Below are 23,691 nucleotides of genomic sequence, written 5' to 3' on the forward strand. Positions count from 1 at the left end.
ACCTAGCCGCGGCTGCCGCCGTAGACCGTGGCGGCGACGGCGGCGTCCGTGCCGCAGACCAGGCCGCTGAACGGGCTCACGAGCGTGTTCTTGACCCGCAGGACCCACTCCGCACTGTGTTTTCGTGATGTCTCGGGCTCGCCGATGTCGTCGATGCCGATAGACCACGCGATCAACGCGAGTGTCGCGACCGGCGGTGCGCACCGGTCGTTCTCGATCATGGCCGCTCGGATCGCCGCTCGTGGTGCGGACGCGATCCGCAGATCCGTGGGCTGGTAGTGCAGGGAATGCCGGAACATCCCGCGTTTCTCCGTCACGCTCACCAGTTCCCTGACCGTGAGGGTTTCCACGACGATGTCGTAGATCGTTTCGGCGATGTGCTCGACCCAGTCGCGCACGCCGTGCGGTGACTGTTCGGACATGATCCCGGCCAGTGTCCGGTCGGCGATCGGCTCGCCGGTGGTGACGCGGCTGATCAACACGACTGTGCCGTGGTCGAGCGTGATCCTTTCGTCGAACAACAAATCCGCGAGCGCGGCGGCCGAAAGCCCGAGTTCGAGGACGCCGCGGCGAATTCTCGCCCTGCCGGAGAACGGGTCGTGACCGAGGAAGAACAAGGCCTCGCACAACGAAAGGTCACCCAGTCGCACCGTGGCTCCCGATTGACTGCCGTACCGAGAAAAGTGGTCGAACCATGGATAACCGTCCGGCGTGATCCTATACTTTCGCCCGGTCCAGTCCAACGGTGTCGACAGGGGATTCCACGGGAGGGCAACCGAACCATGGGGGCGTCAACGCCGAGCTTCACGCGCGGACTGGCCAAACCGAGGCTGGGTGTCGCGCAGATCGTCTTCTTCGTGGTCGCGGCGTCCGGGCCGCTCTACGCCATCGCGGGCGGGATCTCCACCACCTACGCGGTCACCGGGATCATCGGTGTGCCGCTGTCGTTCGTGCTGTTGGCGCCGGTCCTCGCGTTGTTCGCGGTCGGCTACGGCGTGATGAGCAGGCACATCACCAACGCCGGTGCGTTCTACCCCTATGTCGCCAACGGGATCGGCAAACCGGCCGGGATCGCGGTCTCGTTCGTCGCCGTGTTGGCGTACAACTGCATCCAGATCGGGGTGTACGGCCTGTTCGGCTGGTCGGTCGCGGACTTCCTGCGGCAGAAGGCCGGGATCGAGACGCCGTGGTGGCTGTGGGCGGTGGCGATCCTCGTGGTGGTCGGCGTGCTCGGCGTGCTGCGCGTGGACCTCAACGCCAAGGTCCTCGGCGTGGTGCTCGGCCTCGAGTGCCTGGCGATCGTCGTGATCGACGCGGTCGGCCTGGCCAATCCGGCGCCCGGCGGCGAGCCACTGGCGCCGCTGGACCCGTCGAACCTGTTCGTGACCGGCGTCGGCGCGGTCTTCGCCCTGTCCGTCGCGGTGTTCACCGGCTTCGAGGGAGCGGCGACGTACGGCGAGGAATGCCGCGATCCGGCGCGCACGGTCGCACGGGCCACGTATGTCGCGATTGGACTGACAGCGGTGCTGTACACGGTCTCGTCGCTGGCGATGGCCGTCGGCGTCGGTCCGTCGCAGGTCGTGGCGCAGTCGCAGCAGAACGGGCCAGGGGTGTTCTTCGGCATCAGCGGCCAGCACCTGGGCGCGACGGTCACCGACATCGCTTATGCCCTTTTCCTGACCAGCCAGTTCGCGTCGCTGCTGAGCTTCCACAACGCGGTTGCGCGGTACTTCTTCGCGTTGGGCAGGGAGGGCGTGCTGCCGGACGCGCTCGGCCGGACCAATCGCCGCAACGGAGCGCCTGTCGTCGGCTCGCTGACCCAGACGGTGGTCGCGTTCCTCGTGGTCGCCGGGTTCGCCATCGCCGGGAGGGAACCGATCTTCGAGCTGTTCACGTGGCTCGGTGCGACCGCGTCGACCGGTGTCGTGCTGATCATGACCATGGTGTCGATCTCGGTGATCGCATTCTTCCGCGGCAGGCGCGGTCCGGAAACCGCGTGGCAGCGGCTGGTCGCGCCCGCGCTCGCGGCCGTCCTGCTCGCCGCGGTGCTCGTGCTGATCATCGTGAACTTCCACGTTGTCGTTGGCACCGGCGAAGATTCCCCACTGCGCTGGATCCTGCCCGGCCTGCTGCTGCTCGCCGCGATACTGGGGCTCGTGCGCAGCCGGGTGTTGCGTACCGGCAAACCCGCTGTGTACGCGAAAGTCGGAGGAATAGGAACCACGGAGGTTGTCCGGTGACGGTCCGCGCCGCAACGACGGATGACCTGCCCGAAGTCACGGCCCTGCTGGCCGAGGCGTTCCAGGACGACCCGGTGAGCACGTGGTTGTTCCCCGCTGCTGCCCGCCGTCGGGCCGTCCAGCCCGCCTTCCTCGGGGTGTTCGCGACCCTCGCCATCGAATCCGGCGGCATGGTCTCGTTGCGCCACGACAGGTTCGCCACGACCGTGTGGCTGCCCAGTGCACAACACCAGCCGGGCGAGGACGAGCACTTCCTGTCCCGGTTCGGGATGATGACCGACGAGGAAACCGGGCGGTTCCGGCAGCTGTCGGAGCTGATGGCGGCCAACAGCCCGGACCGGGGCGATCACATGCACCTGCAGCTCATCGCCGTCCGCCCGGACCGCCACCGCATGGGGATAGGCAGTGACCTGCTCGCCCACGACCTCGCTGCCCTCGGTGGTACACCCGCCTACCTCGAAGCGAGTTCGTGGCTCAGCACCGCTCTGTACAAGCGGCACGGCTTCGAGTTCATCGGGCGCCCGTTCGGCCCGGAGCCCAGGACCCGGATGTACCCGATGTGGCGCGACGGCTGACCACTACCCTCGGCCGCGTGAAGTTCTCCGGGTTCGGCGAGCACGCCATCGACTTCTTCGACGGCCTGGTGGTCGACAACTCCAAAGCGTTCTGGGACGACAACCGCGAGACCTACAACACCGACGTGCGGGCGCCGATGGAGGCGCTGCTCGCCGAGTTGTCCGCTGAGTTCGCCACCGACTTCGGGACGGCCAAGGTGTTCCGGCCCTACCGGGACGTCCGGTTCGCCAAGGACAAGACCCCGTACAAGACCAACTGCGGCGGCGTGATCGAGCAGGGGCGCGGTGGCGGGGCGTACTACGTGGAGATCAGCCCGGCCGGGTTGCGGGTCGGCGGCGGGTGTTTCCACCTCGAGTCCGACCAGATCGCCCGGTTCCGCGCGGCCGTCGGCGAGGAGTTGCACGGTCCCGCGTTCGAACAGATGGTGACCAAGCTCCGCCGGTCCGGCTGGGACATTCTCGGTGAACGGCTCAAGACCAAGCCCAAGGGCTATGACGTGGATCACCCCCGGATCGAGCTGCTCAAGCACAAGTCGCTGTACGCCGCGCGCACCTGGGAACCCGCCGATTTCCTGCACGAACGCGAGTGCTTCACGCGGGTTCGCAAGGCTTGGCGTGAGCTGCGGCCGCTCAACGAGTGGGCGAGGGACCACGTGGGGGTCAGCGTCCGCTCGGCCTGATACCCGCCCCGCTGTGGTCAAGGCCGGGCGGTTGAGACACCATCACCTGCATGGAACGCACCCCGTGGTCCTGGTGGCGAGTGGCGGCCGTGGTCGTCGCACCCGTGTTCGGCCTTGCCGCGATCGCACTCGTGGTCTTCCTGGTGTCCGGTGGCCCCGCGCTGGATTCGGTGAGCACAGCGGTGGGTCTCGGCCTGCTGGCCGGGTTCGCGGTCGCGCTGATGATCGCCGCCTGGCACGTCTGGCGGCTGTCGCAGTCCGCCGCCGCGCACGAGTTCGACGTGGTCGAACGCCGCGGCTCGGACGCGTACGCCCGCGCGGCCGACCAACTCGGCTCGGAGAAGGCCCCGGTGCGGCTCGCCGGTCTGTACGGGCTCGAGCGGCTCGCGCAGGTCGACGCGCGCTACCGGCAGACGGTCGTGAACGTGATCTGTTCCTACCTGCGGATGCCGTACGCGCCTCCGGAACAAGCCAACGACGCGGTGGCCGACGTGGCCGAACGGGGTGTCCGCGTGGCCGCGCAACGGATCATCGCCGCGCACCTGCGCCCGGCCGAGGACGACCTGTTCTGGCCGGACATCGACGTCGACCTGTCCGGTGCCACCCTGATCGACTTCCGGATGGACAACTGCCGCGCCCGGCTGGCCACGTTCGACCGCGCGCACTTCGCCGGTGACATCTCGTTCGTCGGCAGCCAGTTCTCCGGGCCCGCCCGGTTCATCGCCGCGCGGTTCGTCAGCCGCCGCGCGGACTTCCAGACCTCGTGGTTCGCCGCGGGCGTCGACTTCACCGGAGCGGGCTTCGCCGGTGACGCGGACTTCAACGGGATGAAGGTCAACGGCGAGGCGCAGTTCACCAAGACGGTCTTCGCGGGCATGGTCGACTTCTCCCAGGCGGCGTTCAGCGCGCTCGGCTCGTTCCGCACGGTGATGTTCGTCGGGCGCTGCGAGTTCGCGGGTGCGTGGTTCGCCGCGGAGGCGGACTTCAGCGGATCGACGTTCTCCAAGGACGCGGCGTTCAACGGCGTCCGGTTCGGCGCGCACGTCGAGGCGCTCGGCGCGTACTTCGCCGCGCACTGCAGCTTCCGCAGCGCGTACTTCACCCGCAACGCGGACCTGCGCGCGGCGCGGTTCGGCGGCAACGTCGACTTCACCGAGGCGTGGTTCGCCACCACCGCGATGCTCGACGGCGGCAGGGTGCGGATGGACGTCGACCGCAGCCTGACGAACTGGCCGCGCGGTTGGACCATCCGCGAGCCGCGCGACGACACCGACGCCCGCCTGGCCGACCGGGAGGGCTCGTGGGGCTACTTGATCAAGTTCAACTCCCCGGAGAAGCCGCCGCCGGTGCCCGCGGAACGCGGCGCTCCCCCGAACGCTCCCTGACCCCCGGTAACGGTGTTGGATGCCCCCATGACCAACTGGGGGCAGCTCACCCACGCGTACGGCACCGCCGAGGACATCCCGACCAGGCTGGACCAGGTGGCGGCCGAGCCGTCCGCGGACTGGAACGACCTCTGGTCGGCGTTGTGCCACCAGGGCACGGTGTACCCGGCCAGCTTCGCCGCCCTGCACCGGCTCGCCGACATCGCCGCCTCCGGCGACACCAAGCAACGCGCCCAGGCGCTGGCCCTCGCGGGCGCCATCGTCGGCTCGGACGACCGGCCGTCGAGCATCGGTGACGTGCACGCCGCGTACGCCGAGGACATCGCCGCCCTGCTGCGACTGGCCAACGAGCACCTGCGCACGGTGACCGCGAAAGACGAGTACCTGTACCTCGTGCAGTCGATCCTGGCGTTCGAGGGGCACGACGTGGGTAGCGACCCGCTCGGCGGTCTCGCCAACGAGGAGTACGAGGTCGAGTGCCCGGAGTGCACGGCCATGTCGTTCGTCGTGATCGGTGACGACGGCTACTTCGCCACCATCGACGACTACGCCATCGAGGACGACACCGAGCGCACGGACCTTGTCCCCGTCGACCCCGCTGGGCTGAGCGGACTGCGCCGCAGACTGTACGACGATGCCATGGCGCACGGTCGTCCGGACGTGGCGATAGCCCTGAGCTATTTGTTCGGGCAGGCGACCTGTGTGGAGTGCGGGACGAGTTTTTCCGTCGCCGAGCAGGCGGAGATCGGGTTCTGACCCGTCGTTCACCAAATTACCGGGTAGTAGTTCCGCATCGGTTCAGATGGAACGGCTAGGCTGCACGAACGTGAGCCGACGCGCGAAGATCGTCTGTACCCTGGGGCCAGCCACGTCCACCCAGGAACGTGTCCTCGAACTGGTCGAGGCGGGTATGGACGTGGCGAGAATGAATTTCAGCCACGGCAGCCACAGCGACCACAAGCAGGTGTACGACGTGGTCCGGGCGGCATCCGACCAGACGGGGCACGCCGTCGGGATCATGGCTGACCTGCAGGGACCGAAGATCCGGTTGGGCACGTTCGCCAACGGACCGGTCGAGTGGAACAACGGCGACATCGTCCGGATCACCGTCGAGGACGTCGTCGGCACCCACGACCGCGTGTCCACCACCTACGAGGGCCTGGCGCGCGACGCCAAGGCCGGTGACCGCCTCCTGGTCGACGACGGCAAGGTGGGCCTGGTCGTCAAGGAGGTGGACAACCAGGACGTCGTCTGCGAGGTCATCGAGGGTGGCCCGGTCAGCAACAACAAGGGCATCTCACTGCCCGGCATGGACGTCTCGGTGCCCGCGATGTCCGAGAAGGACATCGAGGACCTCGAGTTCGCGCTGTCGCTCGGCGTGGACTTCGTGGCGCTGTCGTTCGTCCGGTCGCCCGCCGACATCGACCTCGTCCACCAGGTGATGGACCGGGTCGGCCGGGGCAGGCTGCCGGTGATCGCCAAGCTGGAGAAGCCGGAGGGCGTCGACAACCTCGAGGCGATCGTGCTCGCCTTCGACGGGATCATGGTCGCCCGCGGCGACCTGGGCGTCGAACTGCCGCTTGAGCAGGTGCCGCTGGTGCAGAAGCGCGCGATCCAGATCGCCCGCGAGAACGCCAAGCCGGTCATCGTGGCCACCCAGATGCTCGACTCGATGATCAACAACTCCCGGCCGACCCGGGCCGAGGCGTCCGACGTCGCCAACGCCGTGCTCGACGGTGCCGACGCGGTGATGCTGTCCGGCGAGACGAGTGTGGGCCGCTACCCGATCGAGTCGGTCAAGACGATGAGCAAGATCGTCGAGGCCGTCGAGATCGAGTCCACGGCCGTGCCGCCGCTGACGCACGTGCCGCGTACCAAGCGCGGCGTGCTGTCCTACGCGGCCCGTGACATCGGCGAGCGCCTCAACGCCAAGGCGCTGGTCGCGTTCACGCAGTCCGGGGACACCGTGCGCCGACTCGCCCGGCTGCACACGCACCTGCCGCTGCTGGCGTTCACGCCCGAGCAGGACGTGCGCAGCCAGCTGACGATGACGTGGGGCACCGAGACGTTCCTGGTCCCGAGGGTCGACTCGACCGACCAGATGGTCCGCCAGGTGGACATCTCGATGCTGTCCATCGGCCGCTACCAGCCCGGTGACCTAGTGGTGATCGTCGCAGGTTCCCCGCCGGGAACTGTCGGGTCAACTAACCTCATCCGCGTACACCGGTTGGGGGAAGAAGACCACGCATAGGAGCGGCAGATGACAGAGGTCGCGCGGGCAGCCGCGGCGGATCCCGGCCAGGCGGGCATGTCCGGGCAGCCGGTGCTCGACAAGCTGGTCGCGCTGCTCGACCTCGAAGTCATCGAGGAGAACATCTTCCGCGGTGTCAGCCCCGCCGACCGCCCGATCAGGGTGTTCGGTGGGCAGGTCGCCGCGCAGGCGTTGATCGCGGCGGGCCGCACCGTCCCGTCGGACCGGCACGTGCACTCGTTGCACGCGTACTTCATCCGGCCCGGCGACCCGAGCATTCCGATCGTGTACGAAGTGGACCGGATCCGCGACGGCCGCTCGTTCACCACACGGCGGGTTGTCGCCATCCAGCGCGGCAAGGCGATCTTCTCGCTGTCCGCCTCGTTCCAGCTGGTCGAGCAGGGGCTGGAACACGCCGACGTGATCCCGGACGTGCCGTCGCCGGACAGCCTGCCGACGTACATCGAGCAGGTCGAGGCCGCGTTCGGCAAGCTCGACCCGACCAAGTCGATCCCGCGTCCCATCGACATCCGGTACGTCACCGAACCGCCGTGGCTGTCGCGGGACAAGGGCCCGCGCGAAGGCCGTAACCAAGTGTGGATGCGGGCGGACGGCAAACTCGCGGACGACCCGCTGCTGCACGTGTGTGTTCTGGCATACGCGTCGGACATGACGCTGTTGGACGCTCCGCTGGCGCGGCACGGCAAATACTGGTGGCTGGACAACGTGATCGGCGCGAGCCTCGACCACGCTATGTGGTTCCACCGTCCGTTCCGGGCCGACGAATGGGTGCTCTACGACTGCGAATCGCCGAGCGCCTCCGGCGGACGCGGTCTGGCGACCGGCCGGTTCTTCGCCCACGACGGGACATTGGTCGCCACAGTCGTCCAAGAGGGTTTGTTGCGCGTCCGGGACTAGGCTCCGTGTGGTACATATCGCGCGAGCCTTGAACAGGCTTTTACGGCAGGCTGGTAGACATGGCGAACAGCACGGAAGGCAAGGCCCGCATAGCGGTGACCGGCCTGGCGACGATGGGCAGCAACCTGGCGCGTAACCTCGCCAGGCACGGCTACACGGTGGCGGTGCACAACCGCTCGTATGCCCGTACCAAGGCGCTCATCGAGCAACACGGCGACGAGGGCGAGTTCGTCCCGGCCGAGACCGCGGCGGAGCTGGTCGCGTCGCTGCAGAAGCCCCGCCAGGTGATCATCATGGTCAAGGCGGGCGGCCCGACCGACGCCGTGATCGACGAACTCGCCGACCTGATGGAACCCGGCGACATGATCATCGACGGCGGCAACGCGCACTTCGCCGACACCCGCAGGCGCGAGGCGGCGCTGAAGGAGCGCGGACTGCACTTCGTCGGCGCGGGCATCTCCGGCGGCGAGGAAGGCGCGCTGAACGGCCCGAGCATCATGCCGGGCGGTTCCCCCGAGTCCTACAAGCACCTCGGCCCGGTGCTGGAGTCCATCGCGGCCAACGTCGACGGCCAGCCGTGCTGCGTGCACGTCGGGCCGGACGGCGCCGGGCACTTCGTGAAGATGGTGCACAACGGCATCGAGTACGCCGACATGCAGCTGATCGCGGAGTCCTACGACCTGCTGCGGCGCGCGGGCGGGTTGAACCCCGCGCAGATCGCGGACGTGTTCCGGACGTGGAACACCGGCGACCTGGAGTCGTACCTGGTCGAGATCACCGCGGAGGTGCTCGGGCACGTCGACGCCGAGACGGGCAAGCCGTTCGTCGACGTCATCACCGACCAGGCCGAGCAGAAGGGCACCGGTCGCTGGACCGTGCAGGAAGCGCTCGAACTGGGCATTCCGGTCACGGGCATCGCGGAGGCGGTGTTCGCCCGGTCGCTGTCGGCCCGCGTCGACCAGCGGTCGGCGTTGACGTCCACTTCGGACGCTTCGGTTCCGGTGCCGGAGAACCTGGTCGACGACGTCCGCGCGGCGCTGTACGCGTCCAAGGTGGTCGCGTACGCCCAGGGCTTCGACCAGATGCGCGCGGCCAGCGAGCAGTACGGCTGGGACATCGACCTCGGTGCGATGGCGACCATCTGGCGCGGCGGCTGCATCATCCGCGCGGTGTTCCTCAACCGCATCCGTGAGGCGTACGAGAAGACGCCGGACCTGCCGTCGCTGCTCGTGGACGACTACTTCCGGGCCGCGGTGGAGAACGCCGCCGACGCCTGGCGTCGCGTGGTCACCACCGCGGTGGCCGCCGGTGTGCCGGTGCCCGGGTTCTCCAGCGCTCTGGCGTACTACGACGCGCTGCGTTCCGAGCGCCTGCCCGCCGCGCTCATCCAGGGCCTGCGCGACTTCTTCGGCGCGCACACCTACCGCCGGGTAGACAAGGACGGCTCGTTCCACACCCTGTGGGGCGCCGACCGCTCCGAAACCAACGCCTGATTTTTGCAACCAATGTGGCCTTTGTTGCGTTTTTCGCAACAAAGGCCACATTGGTTGCACGGGGTCAGGTGAGGGGTTCGAGTTGGACGAGGCGGAAGTCGTCCGGGTCGACCAGGTACAGGCGGGCTTCGGTCAGGTCGAAGTACATCCCGACCAGTCGCAGCCGTCCCTGTTCCTCCGCCTTGCGGACACTGGGGTAGGTCCGCAGGTTGTCCAACTGCTGCGCCACGTTGGCCGCCGCCAGGTGCTCGACGTCGTCGGTCCCGTCCACCCTGGCCAGGCTGGTCCGCGCGTTGCGCAGCCACGAGTGCAGCCGTGTCCCCGGCTGCGCGGTGTTGCCCATCAACGCCTTCATCGCACCGCAGTGCGAGTGTCCACAGACGACGATCGTCGGCACGTCGAGCACGTCCACCGCGAACTCGATCGCCGCACCGACCGAGCTGTCCTCTTCGGACGACTCCGAGTCGATGAAGACCGGGACGATGTTGCCGATGTTGCGGACACAGAACTGCTCTCCCGGCCCGCTCGACGTGATCAGGTTCGGCAGCACGCGTGAGTCCGCGCACGTGATGAACAGCTGCTCGGGACGTTGTCCCTGACGGGCCAGCTCGGCGAGGAACGGCCGGACCAGGTGCGCCGACACGCGTTCGAACTCCAGCGCGCCGTCCAGCACCGGTTCCCGCGGCTCGGGCATCCGGAAAGTCCTGCGCTCCCAGTCGGTCCAGCGACCGACCCACGGGATCGTCTTGCGCCGGCCCGGCGCGCCGTCGCGCGCCCTGCCGTACCACGTGTCCTTGTCCAGCACCTCGACCTGGCCGCCGCGGTCCTCGTAGCCCGACTTCCAGTCGTCGATCGCCTCGAACGCGGCGTGGTCCATGAAGTCGATCGCGAGCTGCAGCACGACCTTCCGGCCGCTGGGGATCCGGCGCAGCTCGCGAACGAGTTTGCCGACGCCGAGGAACACCAGCGATCCGCCGACGTCGACTCGCCATTCGTCCTGCTCCTGCCGGACACGCACCGAGGTGTGCGCGAGCCGGTACAGCGACCGGACGACGGCGACCGCGACGCCGATGGCGACGCCTTCGAGCAACCCCAACGTGATCACGCCGAGCACGGTGACGGCGTAGACGGCTAGTTCCCCGTGCAGCCGGAGATCCTTCAGATGCCCGGCGTTGACGAGGCGGACACCGACCACGATGAGCACACCGGCGAGCGCGGCCATCGGGATGCTTTCGAGCGCGTTCGCCAGGAACAGGACGAACAGCAGCATCCACACGCCGTGCAGGATCGCGGACGACCGGGTCCGCGCTCCCGCGGCGACGTTGGTGGAACTGCGTACGATCACGCCTGCCACCGGCAGTCCGCCGAGCCCGCCGGAAACAGTGTTCGCCACGCCCTGCCCGATGAGCTCGCGGTCGAGGTCCGCACGAGGACCGTTGTGCATCTTGTCGACGGCAACAGCGGACAGCAACGAACCCACGCTCGCCACAAGCGCCACACTCAGCACGGCGAAGCCGATCTCGACGACGCCACCCGCGGGAACCTGGGGAATCGCGAGGCCGGTCAGCGGGTCGTCCGGGAGCTGGACGGTGTCGACCTCCAGCCCGGACAGCAGTTCGACACCGGTGGCGACGACCACGGCGACGAGCGGCGCGGGGAGCACGGTGCCGCGCGGGATCCGCGGCCACAGCACCATCAGGCCGATGGTGACCACGCCGATGAGGACGGCGCTCCAGACGGGCGGCCGGCCGAACAGCCCGGCGACACTGGCGAGTACGTCGCTGTCGGCCTGGCCGCCGAGCAGGACCTGGAGCTGCCCGGTGACGATCGTGATCCCGATCCCGGCGAGCATGCCGTGCACGACAGCGGGCGACAGGGACAGCGTCAGCCTGCCGACCTTCGTGATCCCGAGCAGGACCTGGACGACACCGGCGGCCACGGTGATCCCGGCGGTCGCGGGCCAGCCGTACTGCTCGACCATCCCGGCGACGATGACGGTCATGCCCGCGGCGGGCCCGCTCACCTGGAACGCCGAGCCGCCAAGCGAACCGGCGACGATCCCGCCGACGACGGCGGCGACGAGCCCGGCGATGAGCGGGGCACCGGACGCGGCGGCGATGCCCAGCGAGAGGGGGACGCTGATGAGGAACACGACGAAGGAAGCGGGCAGGTCGTACCTGAGCAGGGTTGCGACGCGTGACATCTTCTTTCCTTGCGGAGGCGGGAGTACCCCGGGTATTCCCAAACCAGGGGTCACGAATGGTGGACGGTCAGCGCCAGAGCAGTAACCGCGGTTGGTCGACGAGGGCGCGACGCGCGCGCCCGAAACCACCGCGGGGGCGGAAGGGGCCCCGTGGGGCCCGGTGCTGAGTGCTGGAACCGGCCATCATGCGAACCTCCGTGTCGGCACGACCTGTGTCGGCACTGAGGCGGGTACGGCCACCTGTGTCCTTTGTGTACCGTCCCGCTCGACATCCATGATGACGTCAGATCGCTTGCCGCGCAAAAAGTTCATCCGGTCGAGTTGATCACACCCGGGCTGGTGACAGCAGGTGAGAAGAAGGGCCTCGAGTTCCCGTCCGCAAGATCGCGGACCACCCGTCCGGGCAGCCGTGCGTGGCGCGGGCGATGCCTGGCGCGACGCCTATTGCGGTCGCGGCATGTGTCGGGGCCGCTGATGGCTGCCTCGGGGCGCCAGATGCATTCGAAAGTGTCCCCGTGCGGGGGAACCAGCGGGACCGGGTTTCAGTCGGGGGGCGCGAAATCCCGGCCCCGCTGGGGAGGGCAACCGGAAGGCACGTGAGGTCGGCCGGGGGAAGGGGGTTGGCCGGGGGAGGGACCGTGCGTTCCGGTCGAACCGGCCTGCCGGCCGGTCCGTTCTGGGTGGCTCAGCGCGCGCCGAGCCGTGGGGTGTCGCTGTAGGGCTGGTCGTCCTCGGTGACCAGCAGGCACAGGTGGGCTGCCAGGTACGCGCGGCACGGCGCGGGCGCGCGGCCGAAGAGGCGTTTGCGGCAACTCGGGCAGCGTCCCTGCTCGTCCGGACGGTGTTCGTCGAGCACCGCCTGCAGCGCGGCGACCACGCGTGGCAACTCGCTGTTGGCGATTCGCGTCGCCGTCGCCGGGTCCGCCGACTCCCCTCGTCGGGTGAGATCGGCCAGGTAGCCGTTAAGCGATGACTCCAGGTGGCCGAAAATCGAATTGTTCACCACGACCACTCGTCACCACGTCCCTCTGCGTCCCGTGCGGAGCCTCAACTGCTACTGGCAGGCGGTACGAAGTAGCTTGCGGCTGCAAACCGCATTCTGCAAGTTGCAGTACACGAACGGGTGACTTTCGGGAGCTGCAGATGGCACGAGGGCAAAGCCCGACCGTCCGACGGCGCAGGCTGGCCAGTGAACTGCGCAGACTGCGGGAAGCGGCGCGGCTGACGATCGAGGAGGTCGGTGAACGGCTGGAGTGCTCGGCGTCCAAGATCAGTCGCATCGAGACGGGGCACGTCGGCGTGACCCCGCGTGACGCGCGCGATCTGCTTGAGCTGTACGGCGTCTCACCGGACAGGTTGGAAGCGCTTGTCCAACTGTCTCGTGAGGCCCGTAAGAAAGGCTGGTGGCACGCCTATAACGAGGTTTTCACCGGCGCCTTCGTCGGTCTGGAATCGGATGCGTCCTCACTGCGTGCCTTCCAGGCCTTGTTGGTACCCGGTTTGTTGCAGACCGAGGACTACACCCGCGCGGTGATGCGTTCGATCAGGCCCGACTGGACAGAGGCCGAAGTGGAGCGCCGGGTGATCGCCAGGATGGAACGCCAGCGTTTGCTGACCGATTCGGATCCGCCGAACTACTGGGCCGTCGTCGACGAGGCCGTGCTGCTCAGGACGGTCGGCGGACCTGGTGTCATGCACAAACAATTACTCCGTCTGCGTGAGATATCCACATTGCCCAACGTGACGCTCCAGGTTGTGCCGTTCGACGCGGGCGCGCACTCCTCTATGGATGGTCCGTTCCTCATCCTTGGTTTTCCGGAACAGATGGATCCCGACGTCGTCTATGTGGACACCACAACCGGTGGTGTCTATCTGGAGGAGCACTCCGACGTCCAAAGGTATACGTTGATGTTCGACCATTTGCGAGCGTCCGCCGCGAGCCCGGACGACAGCGTGCACTTGGTCTCTCGGGCAGCCGAAAGGTTGTCTCGTCAACGAGAGGGAGGAAATCCATGACTGTTTCCGATCCGGCCGGCGCGCAGTGGCGCAAGAGCAGCCGCAGCGGCGCCGGGAACGACTGTGTGGAGATCGCGTTGGCGCACTCGGGGACAAGAGTGCGTGATTCGAAGAAACCGGACGCGGGGATGCTTCGTTTCGGCGCGGCCGGATGGGGTGCGTTCATCGCGGCGACGAAGCGCTGAGCCCGGCACGCGCTGCATAGCGGAACAGTGGTCCAGACCTATTGCTCGGCGGGTCTGGACCTCTTAACGTCGAAGACATTTCCGACAGGTCGTGGCCGCGCGCCACCCCCTGCCCCTGGCGGAGGTCGAAGATGACGTCGAGATCGACACCGAAGTTGACATTGTTTCGCTTGTCCTTGATCGGCTTGATAATCGCCCTGGCCGGGCTGTTCGCTCTCGCGGTGGACAAACGGCAGGCGGCAGCCGCGGACGACTGCAGACCCGACGGGCTGGCGAGCACAGCCGGCGTGGCGGTCCCGTACTGCACGGTCTACGACGCGGCGGGCCGCGAGAAACTGGCAAACGGCAACAGCCGCAGGGTGATCGGCTACTTCACCAGTTGGCGCACCGGCAAGGACGGCTCGCCGCGCTACCTGGCCAGCGACATCCCGTGGTCGAAGATCACCCACATCAACTACGCGTTCGCCCACGTCGGCGCCGACAACAAGGTTTCGGTCGGCCCGGATGGCGCCAACAACCCGGCGACCGGCATGGAGTGGCCGGGTGTGCCGGGCGCCGAGATGGACCCGTCGCTGCCCTACAAGGGGCACTTCAACCTGCTGACGAAGTACAAGAAGCAGAACCCGGACGTCAGAACGCTGATCTCGATCGGCGGCTGGGCGGAGACCGGCGGCTTCCTCAACCCGGACGGCACCCGCACCGCCTCCGGCGGCTTCTACAAGATGGCGCAGAACCAGGCCACGATCAACACGTTCGCCGACTCGGTGGTGGCGTTCGTGCGCCAGTACGGCTTCAGCGGCGCCGACATCGACTACGAGTACGCCACGTCGGCCAACTACGCCGGAAACCCGGACGACTACTGGATCTCGCAGACCACCCGCGGCCAGCAGATGACCGGCTACGTCAACCTGATGCGCACCCTGCGGTCCAAACTGGACGCCGCGAGCGCCGCGGACGGCAAGCACTACCTGCTGACCGCCGCGGTGTCGTCGTCCGGCTGGTTGCTGCGCGGTTCCGAGACCTCGCAGGTGACCCAGTACCTCGACTTCGCCAACCTGATGTCCTACGACCTGCACGGCTCGTGGAACCACTTCGTCGGGCCGAACGCCCCGCTGTACGACGACGGCAACGACGCCGAGCTCAAGTACTGGCAGGTCTACACGACCGCACAGTACGAAGGCCAGGGCTACCTCAACACCGACTGGGCGTACCACTACTTCCGCGGCGCGATGCCCGCCGGCCGGATCAACGTCGGCGTGCCGTTCTACACACGCGGCTGGCAGGGCGTGAACGGCGGCACCAACGGGCTTTGGGGCACAGCCGCGCTACCCGACCAGAAACAGTGTCCGCCCGGCACGGGATCCAGCGTCGGCTCGAAGGTCCCTTGTGGAAACGGTGCGGTCGGCATCGACAACTTGTGGCACGACTCGACCGCGGGTGGTGCCGAGGTCCCGTCCGGCGTGAACCCCATGTGGCACGCGAAGAACCTCGAACGCGGCATCCAGGGCGACTACCTGGCTGCCTACGGCCTCGACCCGGTCAACGACCCGACCGACCGGCTCACCGGCACCTACGCGCGCAACTACGACAACACGTTGACCGCCCCGTGGCTGTGGAACGCGCAGAAGAAGGTCTTCCTGTCCACCGAGGACGAGACGTCCATCGCGGCGAAGGCGAAGTACGTGGCGGACAAGGGCATCGGCGGCGTGATGATCTGGGAGCTGTCCGGTGACTACGCCTTCGACTCGGCCAAGAACCAGTACTTCATGGGCACGACGCTGATCGACTCGCTCAACGCGGGTCTGCGCGGCGCGGCCCCGTACGGCGCGTCGAAGTCCAACACCGCCACCCCGGCGAACGTGCTGGACGTCGGCGTCACGTTCAGCGGCTTCGCGCTCGGCGACTCCAACTACCCGATCAACCCGAAGATGAAGATCACCAACCGGTCGACCACCACGATCCCCGGTTCGGCCGTGCTCGAGTTCGACTACGGCACGAGCGCACCCGGAAGCATGTCCGACCAGTCCGGCTTCGGCCTGCGGGTGACCCAGAAGGGGCACAGCGGACCGAACGTCGGCGGCATGAAGGGCGACTTCCAGCACGTGTCGGTGACCATCCCGAGCTGGCAGAGCATCCCGGCGGGTGGTTCGGTCGACGTCGCGATCGTCTACCAGATGCCGATCGCGACACCCAGCAACTTCAAGCTGACCTTCGGCGGCAAGAGCTACGCGCTGACCACGGACTACCCGCGCGGTGGCGGCGGGAGCGGCCCGCCTCCGACCGACCCGCCGCCTGGCCCCTGCACCGCGCCCGCGTGGGCGGCCGGAACCGTCTACGCCGGCAGCCAGCAGGTGTCCCACAACGGCCACAACTGGCGCAACAAGTGGTGGACGCAGGGTCAGGAGCCCGGCACGAACGACGTGTGGACCGATCTTGGCGCGTGCTAGCGACCCAGTGAGTGGTGCGGCCCACTCACCGGGCTGAGCTGGGAAGATGCTGCGCCTTACGCGCCCTTACCCAGCAGTTGTGACCCCTTACCCCAGCCGGTAAGGGGTCACACCCATAACAGTGGTGGTTCTCCTGATGTCCGCTCCGGGCCCTTACGACGAATCTCACCATCACCGAGATCGCGACAGGACAGAGGTGAGTGAGATGGAGTGGACCCCGGAGGCCGTCAACGCCGAGATCGCGTACCGGCGGGGTGACATGGTCGCCAGGAAGCACCTGCGTGCGGCCCGCGAGGCGCAGCCGCCGCGCTGGTGGCGGCGGCTTCGAGTACACCGGTCCGAAGACGGAAATGGTGAACGCCGCGCGGCCTGAGGTGTGTCACTATGCCTGACGTGCCGAGGTTGGGATCAGGAATACCGTTGGTCGCGCGCAGCCGGGAGATGGACCGGCTGCGCGCGGCCTTCAGCCGTTCCTCTGGGGGTACGGCTGGCGCGGTGCTGATCGCCGGGGACGCCGGGATCGGCAAGACCCGGATGGTCGAGGAGATCAGCGCGGTCGCCGCCGAGCAAGGCGCGACCGTCCTGTCCGGGCGGTGTGTCGACGTCGGCGAGACGGGCCTGCCGTACCTGCCGTTCGCCGAAGCGCTTGCACAATTGCGTGCGACAGGCCGGGACGACGCGCTCGCCCGGCCGGGTCTGCGGATGCTGCTGCCCGACCTGGTCGCGCCCGGCGCGCAGGACATGGTGCCCGAGGCGCAGCGGTTCGTGCCGAACTTCGCGCCGACGCTGGGCAAGGTGCAGGGCATGCAGCCGCGCCAGGAGCAGGACATCGGGCAGTTGCGGCTGTTCGACGCCGTGCACGGGCTGCTGGGCGAACTGGCCGAGGACGGCACGGTCGTGCTCGTGATCGAGGACCTGCACTGGGCCGACAGCTCGACCCGCGGGCTGTTGTCGTTCCTGATGAGCAGGCTGCGCAACCAGCGGTTGCTCGTGATCTGTACGTATCGGACGGACGACCTGCACCGCAGGCACCCGCTGCGGCCGTTGCTGGCCGAGCTGGTCCGGCTGCCCGCGGTGGAACGGCTGGAGCTGCCGCCGTTCGACAAGGTCGCGGCGCGGGAGTTCGTCGACGCGCTGGCCGAGGGCGGCATCGAGGCCGACATGGTCCGCAAGGTCGCCGACCAGTCCGAGGGCAACGCCTTCTTCGCCGAGGAACTGCTCGCCGCGTTCGCCGACGACGAGTGCGGCCTGCCGTCGTCGCTCGCCGACGTCCTGCTCGCCAGGGTGGAGCGGCTCAACGAGCCCGTGCAGCAGGTGATCCGGCTGGCTTCGGTGGCCGGGCGGACGGTGAAGCACAGCTCACTGCGTGAAGTGGGCGACCTCGACGACATCCAGCTCGAACAAGCGCTGCGTGAAGCGGTGCAGCACCACATCTTCGTGACCGGTGGCGAGCAGGTGCACTACTCGTTCCGGCACGCGCTCATGCGTGAGGCCGTGTACAGCGACCTGCTGCCCGGCGAACGCGTCCGGCTGCACGCCGCATACGCCGGTTACCTCCGCGAGCGGCAGGACGAACGCGGGAACGCGGCCGCTTTCGCGTACCACAGCATGGAAAGCAACGCGTTGCCGAACGCGTTGGCGGCGTCGGTCCGTGCCGCGAAGGAAGCGTCCCAGCTGGGCGCGCCGGGGGAGGCGTTGCGGCACCTGGAGCAGGCGCTGCGGTTGTGGGATTCCGTCGACGAGGACCAGCGCCCGGCCGACTCCGACGAACTGACGTTGCTGCGTAGGGCTTCCTGGGCGGCAGGCACCTCGGGTCACCCGGAACGGGCGATCGCCTACGCGCGGTCGGCCGTCAAGCTCTCCGACAAGCAGTGCGATCACGTGGTGCAGGCAGAAGTCCGCCGCAGGCTCGCGCAGACGTTGATGGCGATCGACGGCAGCGAGGAGGAAGCCCGCACGACCATCGAGTCCGCGTGGGCGAAGGCGGCGGACCTGCCGCCGAGCCCGACGCGTGCCTGGGTGCTCTCGGTGTACGCGCGGATGCTGCGTGCCTCCGGCGAGATGGACATGGCACGGGAACGGGCCGAGATGGCGATCAAGGACGCCCGCGCGGTCGGCTCCACGGGCGCCGAGGCGGACGCGCTGACCACGCTCGCGATCGTGCACGAGGCCGCGGGCGACATCGAGGAAAGCCAGAACCTGTTGCTGGAGGCGAAAGAGCGGGCCAACGAGGCCGACGTGATCACGGTCGGCCTGCGTACCCGGTTCTACCACGGCCTCAACCGCTTCGAGCAGGGCCTGTTCGACGAAGCCGCCGCGGTGCTGGCGGACGGCATGGAGCTGGCTCGGGAGACCGGGTTGTCCTGGAGCGACTTCGGGGTGGAACTGCGGGTGCTGCAGATGCTCAACCAGTTCGCCAAGGGCGACTGGGACGCCGTCGACGAGCCGCACGAGCAGATCCGCGGCCGGGTGTCGAGCATGATCTCCGCACGGATCGCCGCGTGCTGCGTGCACATGACGGTCGGCCGTGGCCGGTTCGCCGACGCGGAACGGATGTTGACCAGCCTGCGGCCGGAGTGGCGGGAGCTGCAGATCGCGTGGCTGTGCGGCGAGGCCGGTGCCGAGCTGGCGATGTGGCGCGGCAAGCCGGAGCTGGCGATCCAGCGGCTCGACGAGGTGCTCGACTGGGCGACGAAGGTCGGCGGCTCGTGGCCGATGGTCGGGATCAAACTCGGCGCGATGGGCACAGCGGCCGCGGCCGACGCGGTGGCGCGGGCCAGGGTCAAGGGCGAGCCGCTCGACGAGGTGCTCGCCAAGGGCAGGCAGTTCGCCGACCGCGCGATCAAGACCGCCGAACACGGCACACCCCGCAGCGGCAGCCTCGGCCCGGACGGCCGCTACTGGCATGCCCGCGCACTGGCCGAGCAGACCAGGCTCGACGGCGCCAGCGACCCGGACGCGTGGGCCGCGGCAGTCGAAGCAGCCGACTACGGGGCGGTGTACGACCAGGCGATGGCACGGTGGCGGTACGCCGAGGCGCTGCTGGGCGCGGACCGCCGCGACGAGGCGTCGACCCAGCTCAGGCTCGCCAACAAGACGGCCGTGAAGCTCGGCGCCAAGCCCTTGCAGGACGCGTTGGCGCAGCTGGCCCGCCGGGCTCGGCTGTCGTTGACCGAGGACGGCGCCGGGCCGAGGGGCACGGTCGACCTGTTCACGCCCCGTGAGCAGTCGGTGCTGCGGCTGGTGGCGCTGGGACAGACGAATCGGCAGGTCGGCGAGGAGTTGTACATCAGCGAGAAGACGGTGAGCGTGCACCTGTCCCGGATCATGGCCAAGCTGGGCGCGAGCCGCAGAGCCGAGGCGGTGGCGCTCGCCTACGACCGGGGCCTGTTGGATTGACCGGGGAGTCAGACTCAAGTCTGATCCACGACACGTCCGCAAGCCGATGTGCGGACAGCGCCCCACCACCTAGCGTTGAAGTATGTCGGTAGCCGTCGGGGTCGCTGCGAGCGTGCGTGGCCTGGAACACGCGCAGGTGTTGCGCGGAGTGGATCTCGACGTGCCGGCCGGCCGGCTGACAGCGGTGGTCGGCGGACCGGGGGCGGGGAAGACGACGCTGCTCAACTGCGTCGGCGGGCTGATGCGTCCCGACCGCGGATCCGTCCACCTGGGAGCAGATCGGATCTCGTGCCTCGGCGACGCGGCACTGACCAGACTGCGGCGCGACCGGATCGGGTTCGTGTTCGCGACCTGCAGCCTGTTCCCGACGCTGTCGGTCGGGCAGAACATCCTGATCGGCCCGGAACTGGCGGGCGCCCGGCCGGAGCGGCAGTGGTTCGACAAGGTGGTCGAACTGCTGGGCCTGGCTCCCCTGCTGCAAGTCCGCCCGGCGGTGCTCACCCCGGAGCAACGCCAGCGAGTGGCGTGCGCGAGGGCGTTCCTGAACAAGCCGGACGTGGTGCTGGCCGACGAGCCGACGAGCGAACTCGACCGAACCGAAGCAGCGGCGCTCCTGGGCTTCCTGCGGATGTGGGTCCGAAAGCTGGGCCAGTCGGTGCTGCTGGCCACCCGCGACCCGTTCGTGGCGGCCCACGCGGACCAGGTCTACGTCCTGTCAGGCGGGCGCATCGTCGACGAGGTGACCAGGCCGACGGTCGAATCAGTACGGGCGGCAATGCCATGAGAGCGCACCCGGTCCATGCGGGCTACCGGATGACCGCGGCGGCGCTGGTGTGCTGTGCCCTGATGATCGGCGCCTTCATTCTGATGATCGTCGCTCACGCAGCGGCCTACTGGCTCCTGCCGATGTTCGCGGTAACGGAATTCGTGGTGTACAAGGCGTTCGCGGTCACGGTCCGCAGAAGACGACGAGATGTGGCGTTGTTGCGCTGCTTCGGCGCGAGCCGCTCGCAGGTGTTCAACGGTGTCCTCACCGAGGCGGCGTGGGTGGGCATGGCCGGGGCTGCGGTCGGCCTGCTGAGCGTTTTCGTCTTCCTGGACAGGCTCACCTTCGATCTCGGGGTTTTCGCTGCTCTGGTCGGGGGCTCGGGGGCGGTTCTGGCTGCGCTTGTTCCTGCCGTTCGGGCTAGTCGGATTCCTCCGAGTGGGCCTCCTGTTGGCATGGTGTGACTCTGGGTCTCTTGTCGCTGTGCCAAGAGCTCACTGCGAAACCGATTGCCGCCGGACATCGTCGGTGCGCCCGTCGCTGTCCCATCGGGGTCGGAGGCGATGACCTCGGCGACCGGTGCGATGCCCCTCAACCGACTGGCCAGTGCGGCTTCGACCGCGCAGGTGTTCGGTCAGCCACTCGGTCGTCCGCTCATCCAGGTGCACCCGGCTGTCTTGACACCGCCTTCTTTTCGGAAGAGGGTGGGAGCGCTCTCACGATCGCGGGGCGTCATCCCGTGTTCGGGTGGGCAGGGGAGACAGTGACTCGGAGGTGACGCTCCGGGCAGCCGTGCGGGGGATGCCGGACGCGGCGGTCCGACATCCCCCGCCGCGAGTCACGCCGACTCGCGGCGGGCCAGGTGCACGGGAAGCACTTCGCGCTTGCGGACCGAGCCGCCGTCGATCAGCACCGCCAGGTTGGCGATCATCTTCCGCACCTGGTCCTCGAGGTCCTGGCGGATCGTCGTCAGCGGGGGATCGGTGTGCGGGGCGACCATCGGATTGTCGTCGAAGCCGACGACCGCGACGTCGTCCGGCACGCGCTTACCCGCCTCCCGCAGCGCCTTCAGGCAGCCGACGGCCATCAGGTCGTTGGCTGCGAACACCCCGTCGAGCTTGGGCACCCGGTGCAGCAGCTTGTTCATCGCGAGGTACCCGCCTTCGCGGGTGTACTCGCCCGATTCGGTGAGGTGCGCCTGCTCGTCCGGGCCTGCGCTGACCGCTCGGGCCCAGCCTGCCAGCCGGTCCTGTGCGGAGAGCTCATCGCCGGGACCGGAGACGGACACGATTGTCCTGCGGCCGAGGCTGAGCAGGTGCTCGGTGGCCAGGTAGCCGCCACCCTCGTTGTCGTTGTCCACTGTGTAGAGACCGCGCAGCGAACCCCACGGCCGCCCGCCGAACACGCACGGCAGGTGCAGCTTCCGGACCGTGGACGGCAGCGGGTCGTCGCGGTGAGGTGTGAACAGCAGCGCTCCGTCCACGTGCCCACCGCGCAGGAACCGCTCGGCACGGCCGTGCGAGCCTTCGCCGAGACCGAGCATCAGCACCAGTTGGGTGTCGATCCTCGACAGTTCGCTCGCGGCCGCGCGGACCAGCGCGCCGAAGTGCGGGTCGTCGAAGACCTTCGCCTGCGGCTCGGACACCAGCATCGCGATCGCGCCGGTCCGCCTCGTCACGAGCGTCCTGGCTGCCTGGTTGGGCTGGTACCCGAGTTTCAACGCGGCGGCCGTGACCGCTTCGTGCGCCTCCGGACTCACCCGGGGCGACGAGTTGAGCACGCGTGACGCCGTCGCTCGGGACACACCCGCGACCGCGGCCACGTCCTCGAGAGTGGGTCGTGCTCCGGAGAGCGGTCGACTGGCCACCTGCGTTCCTCCCAACTCCGCACAATCAAACCAGCCTAGCCTGATCAGTCGCGGAGGCTGCGGAGGAAGGTCAACGCGTCCGGGTCACCTCGGAAGCGCTCTCACCCACCCGGAGGCCGATCCGGAGCATTCCCTGCTCGGTGCGCACCGACAACGGGATCCCGGCCCTTGCCGCCGTCCGCTCGAACCCGGATTCGCCGGGCAGGCACCACGCGACCAGCTCACGGTGCCCCTCGGCTCGCGCGGCGACGGCCATCCTGCACACCAACGCCGTGCCGATTCCCTTGTGCTGCCACGAATCCTCGATCAACAACGACACCTCGGCCTCCTCCGGCCGCGCCGTGCGGATCAACTGCCCGATCCCGACCACCTCACGCCCGCAGACGGCGAGGACGGTGCTGCCGCGTGGCGGAGCCAGCAGCCGGTGCAGCAACCGCCGCGGCAGCGTGCGCACCCCTGAGTGGTACCTGGCGAACAAGGTCCGTGCTGAGCACCGTGCGTGCAGCTGCGACACCGCGTCCAGGTCGGTGACCTCCCCTCGACGCAGCACCACACCCGCTCCGTCCGGCGTGACGACGGCCGTCGGAGGGTCGGCGTCCACCGTGACCTGCCGGAACATCGCGGTGAACACGGCCACGCGAGCCAGTTCGACGTCGGTGAACGGCGCCCAGCCACGGCGAGCCGCCACGGTCGTGCCGTCGCCGATGGCGAAGATCGCGCGGTGCCCGCCGTCCAGCAATCGGCCTGGTTCGCCCGATTCGAAGGTCACCGAGTCGGCGGCGAGCAGTACGCGCACGGCCTCGGGCGCGGCGCACGGGTCGTCGAACGCCATCGCCGCCGCGCGCAGTGCCGCTGTCGGCGGATCGACCAGGTCACGCACGTCGGCGTGGGTGATCCCGAGGCACCTGCCGCCTTCCGCCCTGATCTCCCTGACCAGCTCGGCGGGCGGCACGTCCGGTGCGGCCTTCACGACAAGCTCGTCCACCACGCCGCCCGGCACGGGCAGGATCGACAACGCCAGTACGTTGCAGTCGCGGGCGGCCAGCCGGGTGGTGATCCGCGCGAGCACACCCGGAGAGTCGTCCAGCTCGACGCGCAGCCGCCACGTGTGTGTATCGGTCATGCGTCCAGGCTCGCTGCCAGGTGTTGCACAGGCGTTTCGGCCGTGTAATCGCTGTCCGCCCGATGTGCTGCCCTTTCGGGCCGCCGCAACCGGGTGCTCAGGTCATAACGTGATGCCGCCTCGTCTTTTTCCGCGCGCAAGGG

At 68.5% G+C, this 23,691-nt stretch carries 20 protein-coding genes; 15 read left to right on the forward strand and 5 right to left on the reverse strand.

Translation table 11 applies throughout. The features are described from left to right. Window positions 1-2: 2 nt before the first annotated feature. Complete coding sequence (locus tag ALI144C_RS49405; protein ID WP_076994214.1) at window positions 3-650, reverse strand: GOLPH3/VPS74 family protein; 648 nt, start codon at window positions 648-650, stop codon at window positions 3-5. 132 nt (window positions 651-782) lie between these two features. On the opposite strand from ALI144C_RS49405, the gene ALI144C_RS49410 reads away from it, so the two are divergent. From ALI144C_RS49410 to gndA, 8 genes are all read left to right on the forward strand, one after another. Beyond that, window positions 783-2,240 carry an APC family permease gene (locus ALI144C_RS49410; RefSeq protein WP_076994215.1) on the forward strand — a complete coding sequence of 486 codons (1,458 nt, stop codon included), beginning with the start codon at window positions 783-785 and terminating at the stop codon, window positions 2,238-2,240. Beyond that, entirely contained in the window at window positions 2,237-2,815 is a 579-nt protein-coding gene (locus ALI144C_RS49415; protein ID WP_076994216.1) for a GNAT family N-acetyltransferase, read from the forward strand. The genes ALI144C_RS49410 and ALI144C_RS49415 overlap by 4 nt, the downstream gene beginning before the upstream one ends. A 17-nt stretch (window positions 2,816-2,832) precedes the next feature. Continuing rightward, window positions 2,833-3,495 (forward strand): DUF2461 domain-containing protein, encoded by a 663-nt coding sequence (locus tag ALI144C_RS49420; protein WP_076994852.1) that lies wholly within the window; start codon window positions 2,833-2,835, stop codon window positions 3,493-3,495. 50 nt (window positions 3,496-3,545) lie between these two features. Continuing rightward, complete coding sequence (locus ALI144C_RS49425) at window positions 3,546-4,880, forward strand: pentapeptide repeat-containing protein (RefSeq protein WP_143231376.1); 1,335 nt, start codon at window positions 3,546-3,548, stop codon at window positions 4,878-4,880. A 27-nt stretch (window positions 4,881-4,907) separates the two neighbouring features. Further along, window positions 4,908-5,636, forward strand: a complete 729-nt coding sequence (locus ALI144C_RS49430; protein ID WP_076994218.1) for a hypothetical protein — start codon at window positions 4,908-4,910, stop codon at window positions 5,634-5,636. 70 nt (window positions 5,637-5,706) lie between these two features. Continuing rightward, window positions 5,707-7,131: a pyruvate kinase gene (gene pyk / locus ALI144C_RS49435; protein ID WP_076994219.1), complete on the forward strand. Its 1,425-nt coding sequence runs from the start codon at window positions 5,707-5,709 to the stop codon at window positions 7,129-7,131. Between the two features lie 9 nt (window positions 7,132-7,140). Continuing rightward, window positions 7,141-8,049, forward strand: a complete 909-nt coding sequence (tesB, locus tag ALI144C_RS49440; protein WP_076994220.1) for an acyl-CoA thioesterase II — start codon at window positions 7,141-7,143, stop codon at window positions 8,047-8,049. Between the two features lie 59 nt (window positions 8,050-8,108). After that, the gene (gene gndA, locus ALI144C_RS49445) at window positions 8,109-9,542 is read left to right on the forward strand and encodes an NADP-dependent phosphogluconate dehydrogenase (RefSeq protein ID WP_076994221.1); all 1,434 of its coding nucleotides are present in this window, start codon (window positions 8,109-8,111) and stop codon (window positions 9,540-9,542) included. A gap of 64 nt (window positions 9,543-9,606) precedes the next feature. Here gndA and ALI144C_RS49450 read toward each other — a convergent pair whose 3' ends face one another. Together ALI144C_RS49450 and ALI144C_RS49455 are read right to left on the reverse strand one after the other, a co-directional pair. Further along, on the reverse strand, window positions 9,607-11,745 hold the full coding sequence (locus ALI144C_RS49450; RefSeq protein WP_076994222.1) for a SulP family inorganic anion transporter: 2,139 nt from the start codon (window positions 11,743-11,745) through the stop codon (window positions 9,607-9,609). A gap of 685 nt (window positions 11,746-12,430) precedes the next feature. Next, window positions 12,431-12,748: a hypothetical protein gene (locus ALI144C_RS49455; RefSeq protein WP_143231378.1), complete on the reverse strand. Its 318-nt coding sequence runs from the start codon at window positions 12,746-12,748 to the stop codon at window positions 12,431-12,433. A 140-nt stretch (window positions 12,749-12,888) separates the two neighbouring features. Between ALI144C_RS49455 and ALI144C_RS49460 the strand changes: the two genes are divergently transcribed. The 7 genes from ALI144C_RS49460 (at window position 12,889) to ALI144C_RS49490 (ending at window position 21,022) form a co-directional block, all read left to right on the forward strand. Then, window positions 12,889-13,761, forward strand: coding sequence for a helix-turn-helix domain-containing protein (locus ALI144C_RS49460; RefSeq protein WP_076994224.1), 873 nt, complete (start codon window positions 12,889-12,891; stop codon window positions 13,759-13,761). After that, window positions 13,758-13,946 carry a DUF397 domain-containing protein gene (locus tag ALI144C_RS49465; protein WP_076994225.1) on the forward strand — a complete coding sequence of 63 codons (189 nt, stop codon included), beginning with the start codon at window positions 13,758-13,760 and terminating at the stop codon, window positions 13,944-13,946. Before ALI144C_RS49460 ends, ALI144C_RS49465 begins: the two co-directional genes overlap by 4 nt. 131 nt (window positions 13,947-14,077) lie before the next feature. After that, entirely contained in the window at window positions 14,078-16,393 is a 2,316-nt protein-coding gene (locus ALI144C_RS49470) for a chitinase C-terminal domain-containing protein (protein ID WP_168211531.1), read from the forward strand. A 205-nt stretch (window positions 16,394-16,598) separates the two neighbouring features. After that, the gene (locus ALI144C_RS56110) at window positions 16,599-16,766 is read left to right on the forward strand and encodes a hypothetical protein (protein ID WP_168211532.1); all 168 of its coding nucleotides are present in this window, start codon (window positions 16,599-16,601) and stop codon (window positions 16,764-16,766) included. Window positions 16,767-16,777: 11 nt separating this feature from the next. After that, window positions 16,778-19,792, forward strand: coding sequence for a helix-turn-helix transcriptional regulator (locus ALI144C_RS49480; RefSeq protein ID WP_076994226.1), 3,015 nt, complete (start codon window positions 16,778-16,780; stop codon window positions 19,790-19,792). A gap of 82 nt (window positions 19,793-19,874) precedes the next feature. Next, the gene (locus ALI144C_RS49485) at window positions 19,875-20,576 is read left to right on the forward strand and encodes an ABC transporter ATP-binding protein (RefSeq protein ID WP_076994227.1); all 702 of its coding nucleotides are present in this window, start codon (window positions 19,875-19,877) and stop codon (window positions 20,574-20,576) included. A 29-nt stretch (window positions 20,577-20,605) separates the two neighbouring features. Then, window positions 20,606-21,022 (forward strand): FtsX-like permease family protein, encoded by a 417-nt coding sequence (locus ALI144C_RS49490; protein ID WP_168211533.1) that lies wholly within the window; start codon window positions 20,606-20,608, stop codon window positions 21,020-21,022. 374 nt (window positions 21,023-21,396) lie between these two features. Here the strand turns inward: ALI144C_RS49490 and ALI144C_RS49495 are convergent, their stop codons facing one another. Beyond that, the gene (locus ALI144C_RS49495; RefSeq protein WP_083754071.1) at window positions 21,397-22,425 is read right to left on the reverse strand and encodes a LacI family DNA-binding transcriptional regulator; all 1,029 of its coding nucleotides are present in this window, start codon (window positions 22,423-22,425) and stop codon (window positions 21,397-21,399) included. 70 nt (window positions 22,426-22,495) lie between these two features. Further along, window positions 22,496-23,548 (reverse strand): GNAT family N-acetyltransferase, encoded by a 1,053-nt coding sequence (locus tag ALI144C_RS49500; RefSeq protein WP_076994230.1) that lies wholly within the window; start codon window positions 23,546-23,548, stop codon window positions 22,496-22,498. Window positions 23,549-23,691: the final 143 nt, after the last annotated feature.

It is taken from the genome of Actinosynnema sp. ALI-1.44, from assembly GCF_001984155.1.
Lineage (GTDB): Bacteria > Actinomycetota > Actinomycetes > Mycobacteriales > Pseudonocardiaceae > Kibdelosporangium.

Excerpts from the sequence above, each read along its gene's own strand:
- ALI144C_RS49410 (WP_076994215.1), top strand. The coding sequence starts at position 783 with ATGGGGGCGTCAACGCCGAGCTTCACGCGCGGACTGGCCAAACCGAGG.
- ALI144C_RS49425 (WP_143231376.1), top strand. The coding sequence starts at position 3,546 with ATGGAACGCACCCCGTGGTCCTGGTGGCGAGTGGCGGCCGTGGTCGTC.
- ALI144C_RS49430 (WP_076994218.1), top strand. The coding sequence starts at position 4,908 with ATGACCAACTGGGGGCAGCTCACCCACGCGTACGGCACCGCCGAGGAC.
- tesB (WP_076994220.1), top strand. The coding sequence starts at position 7,141 with ATGACAGAGGTCGCGCGGGCAGCCGCGGCGGATCCCGGCCAGGCGGGC.
- gndA (WP_076994221.1), top strand. The coding sequence starts at position 8,109 with ATGGCGAACAGCACGGAAGGCAAGGCCCGCATAGCGGTGACCGGCCTG.
- ALI144C_RS49450 (WP_076994222.1), bottom strand. The coding sequence starts at position 11,745 with ATGTCACGCGTCGCAACCCTGCTCAGGTACGACCTGCCCGCTTCCTTC.
- ALI144C_RS49460 (WP_076994224.1), top strand. The coding sequence starts at position 12,889 with ATGGCACGAGGGCAAAGCCCGACCGTCCGACGGCGCAGGCTGGCCAGT.
- ALI144C_RS49465 (WP_076994225.1), top strand. The coding sequence starts at position 13,758 with ATGACTGTTTCCGATCCGGCCGGCGCGCAGTGGCGCAAGAGCAGCCGC.
- ALI144C_RS49470 (WP_168211531.1), top strand. The coding sequence starts at position 14,078 with ATGACGTCGAGATCGACACCGAAGTTGACATTGTTTCGCTTGTCCTTG.
- ALI144C_RS56110 (WP_168211532.1), top strand. The coding sequence starts at position 16,599 with ATGGAGTGGACCCCGGAGGCCGTCAACGCCGAGATCGCGTACCGGCGG.
- ALI144C_RS49480 (WP_076994226.1), top strand. The coding sequence starts at position 16,778 with ATGCCTGACGTGCCGAGGTTGGGATCAGGAATACCGTTGGTCGCGCGC.
- ALI144C_RS49485 (WP_076994227.1), top strand. The coding sequence starts at position 19,875 with ATGTCGGTAGCCGTCGGGGTCGCTGCGAGCGTGCGTGGCCTGGAACAC.
- ALI144C_RS49490 (WP_168211533.1), top strand. The coding sequence starts at position 20,606 with ATGACCGCGGCGGCGCTGGTGTGCTGTGCCCTGATGATCGGCGCCTTC.
- ALI144C_RS49500 (WP_076994230.1), bottom strand. The coding sequence starts at position 23,548 with ATGACCGATACACACACGTGGCGGCTGCGCGTCGAGCTGGACGACTCT.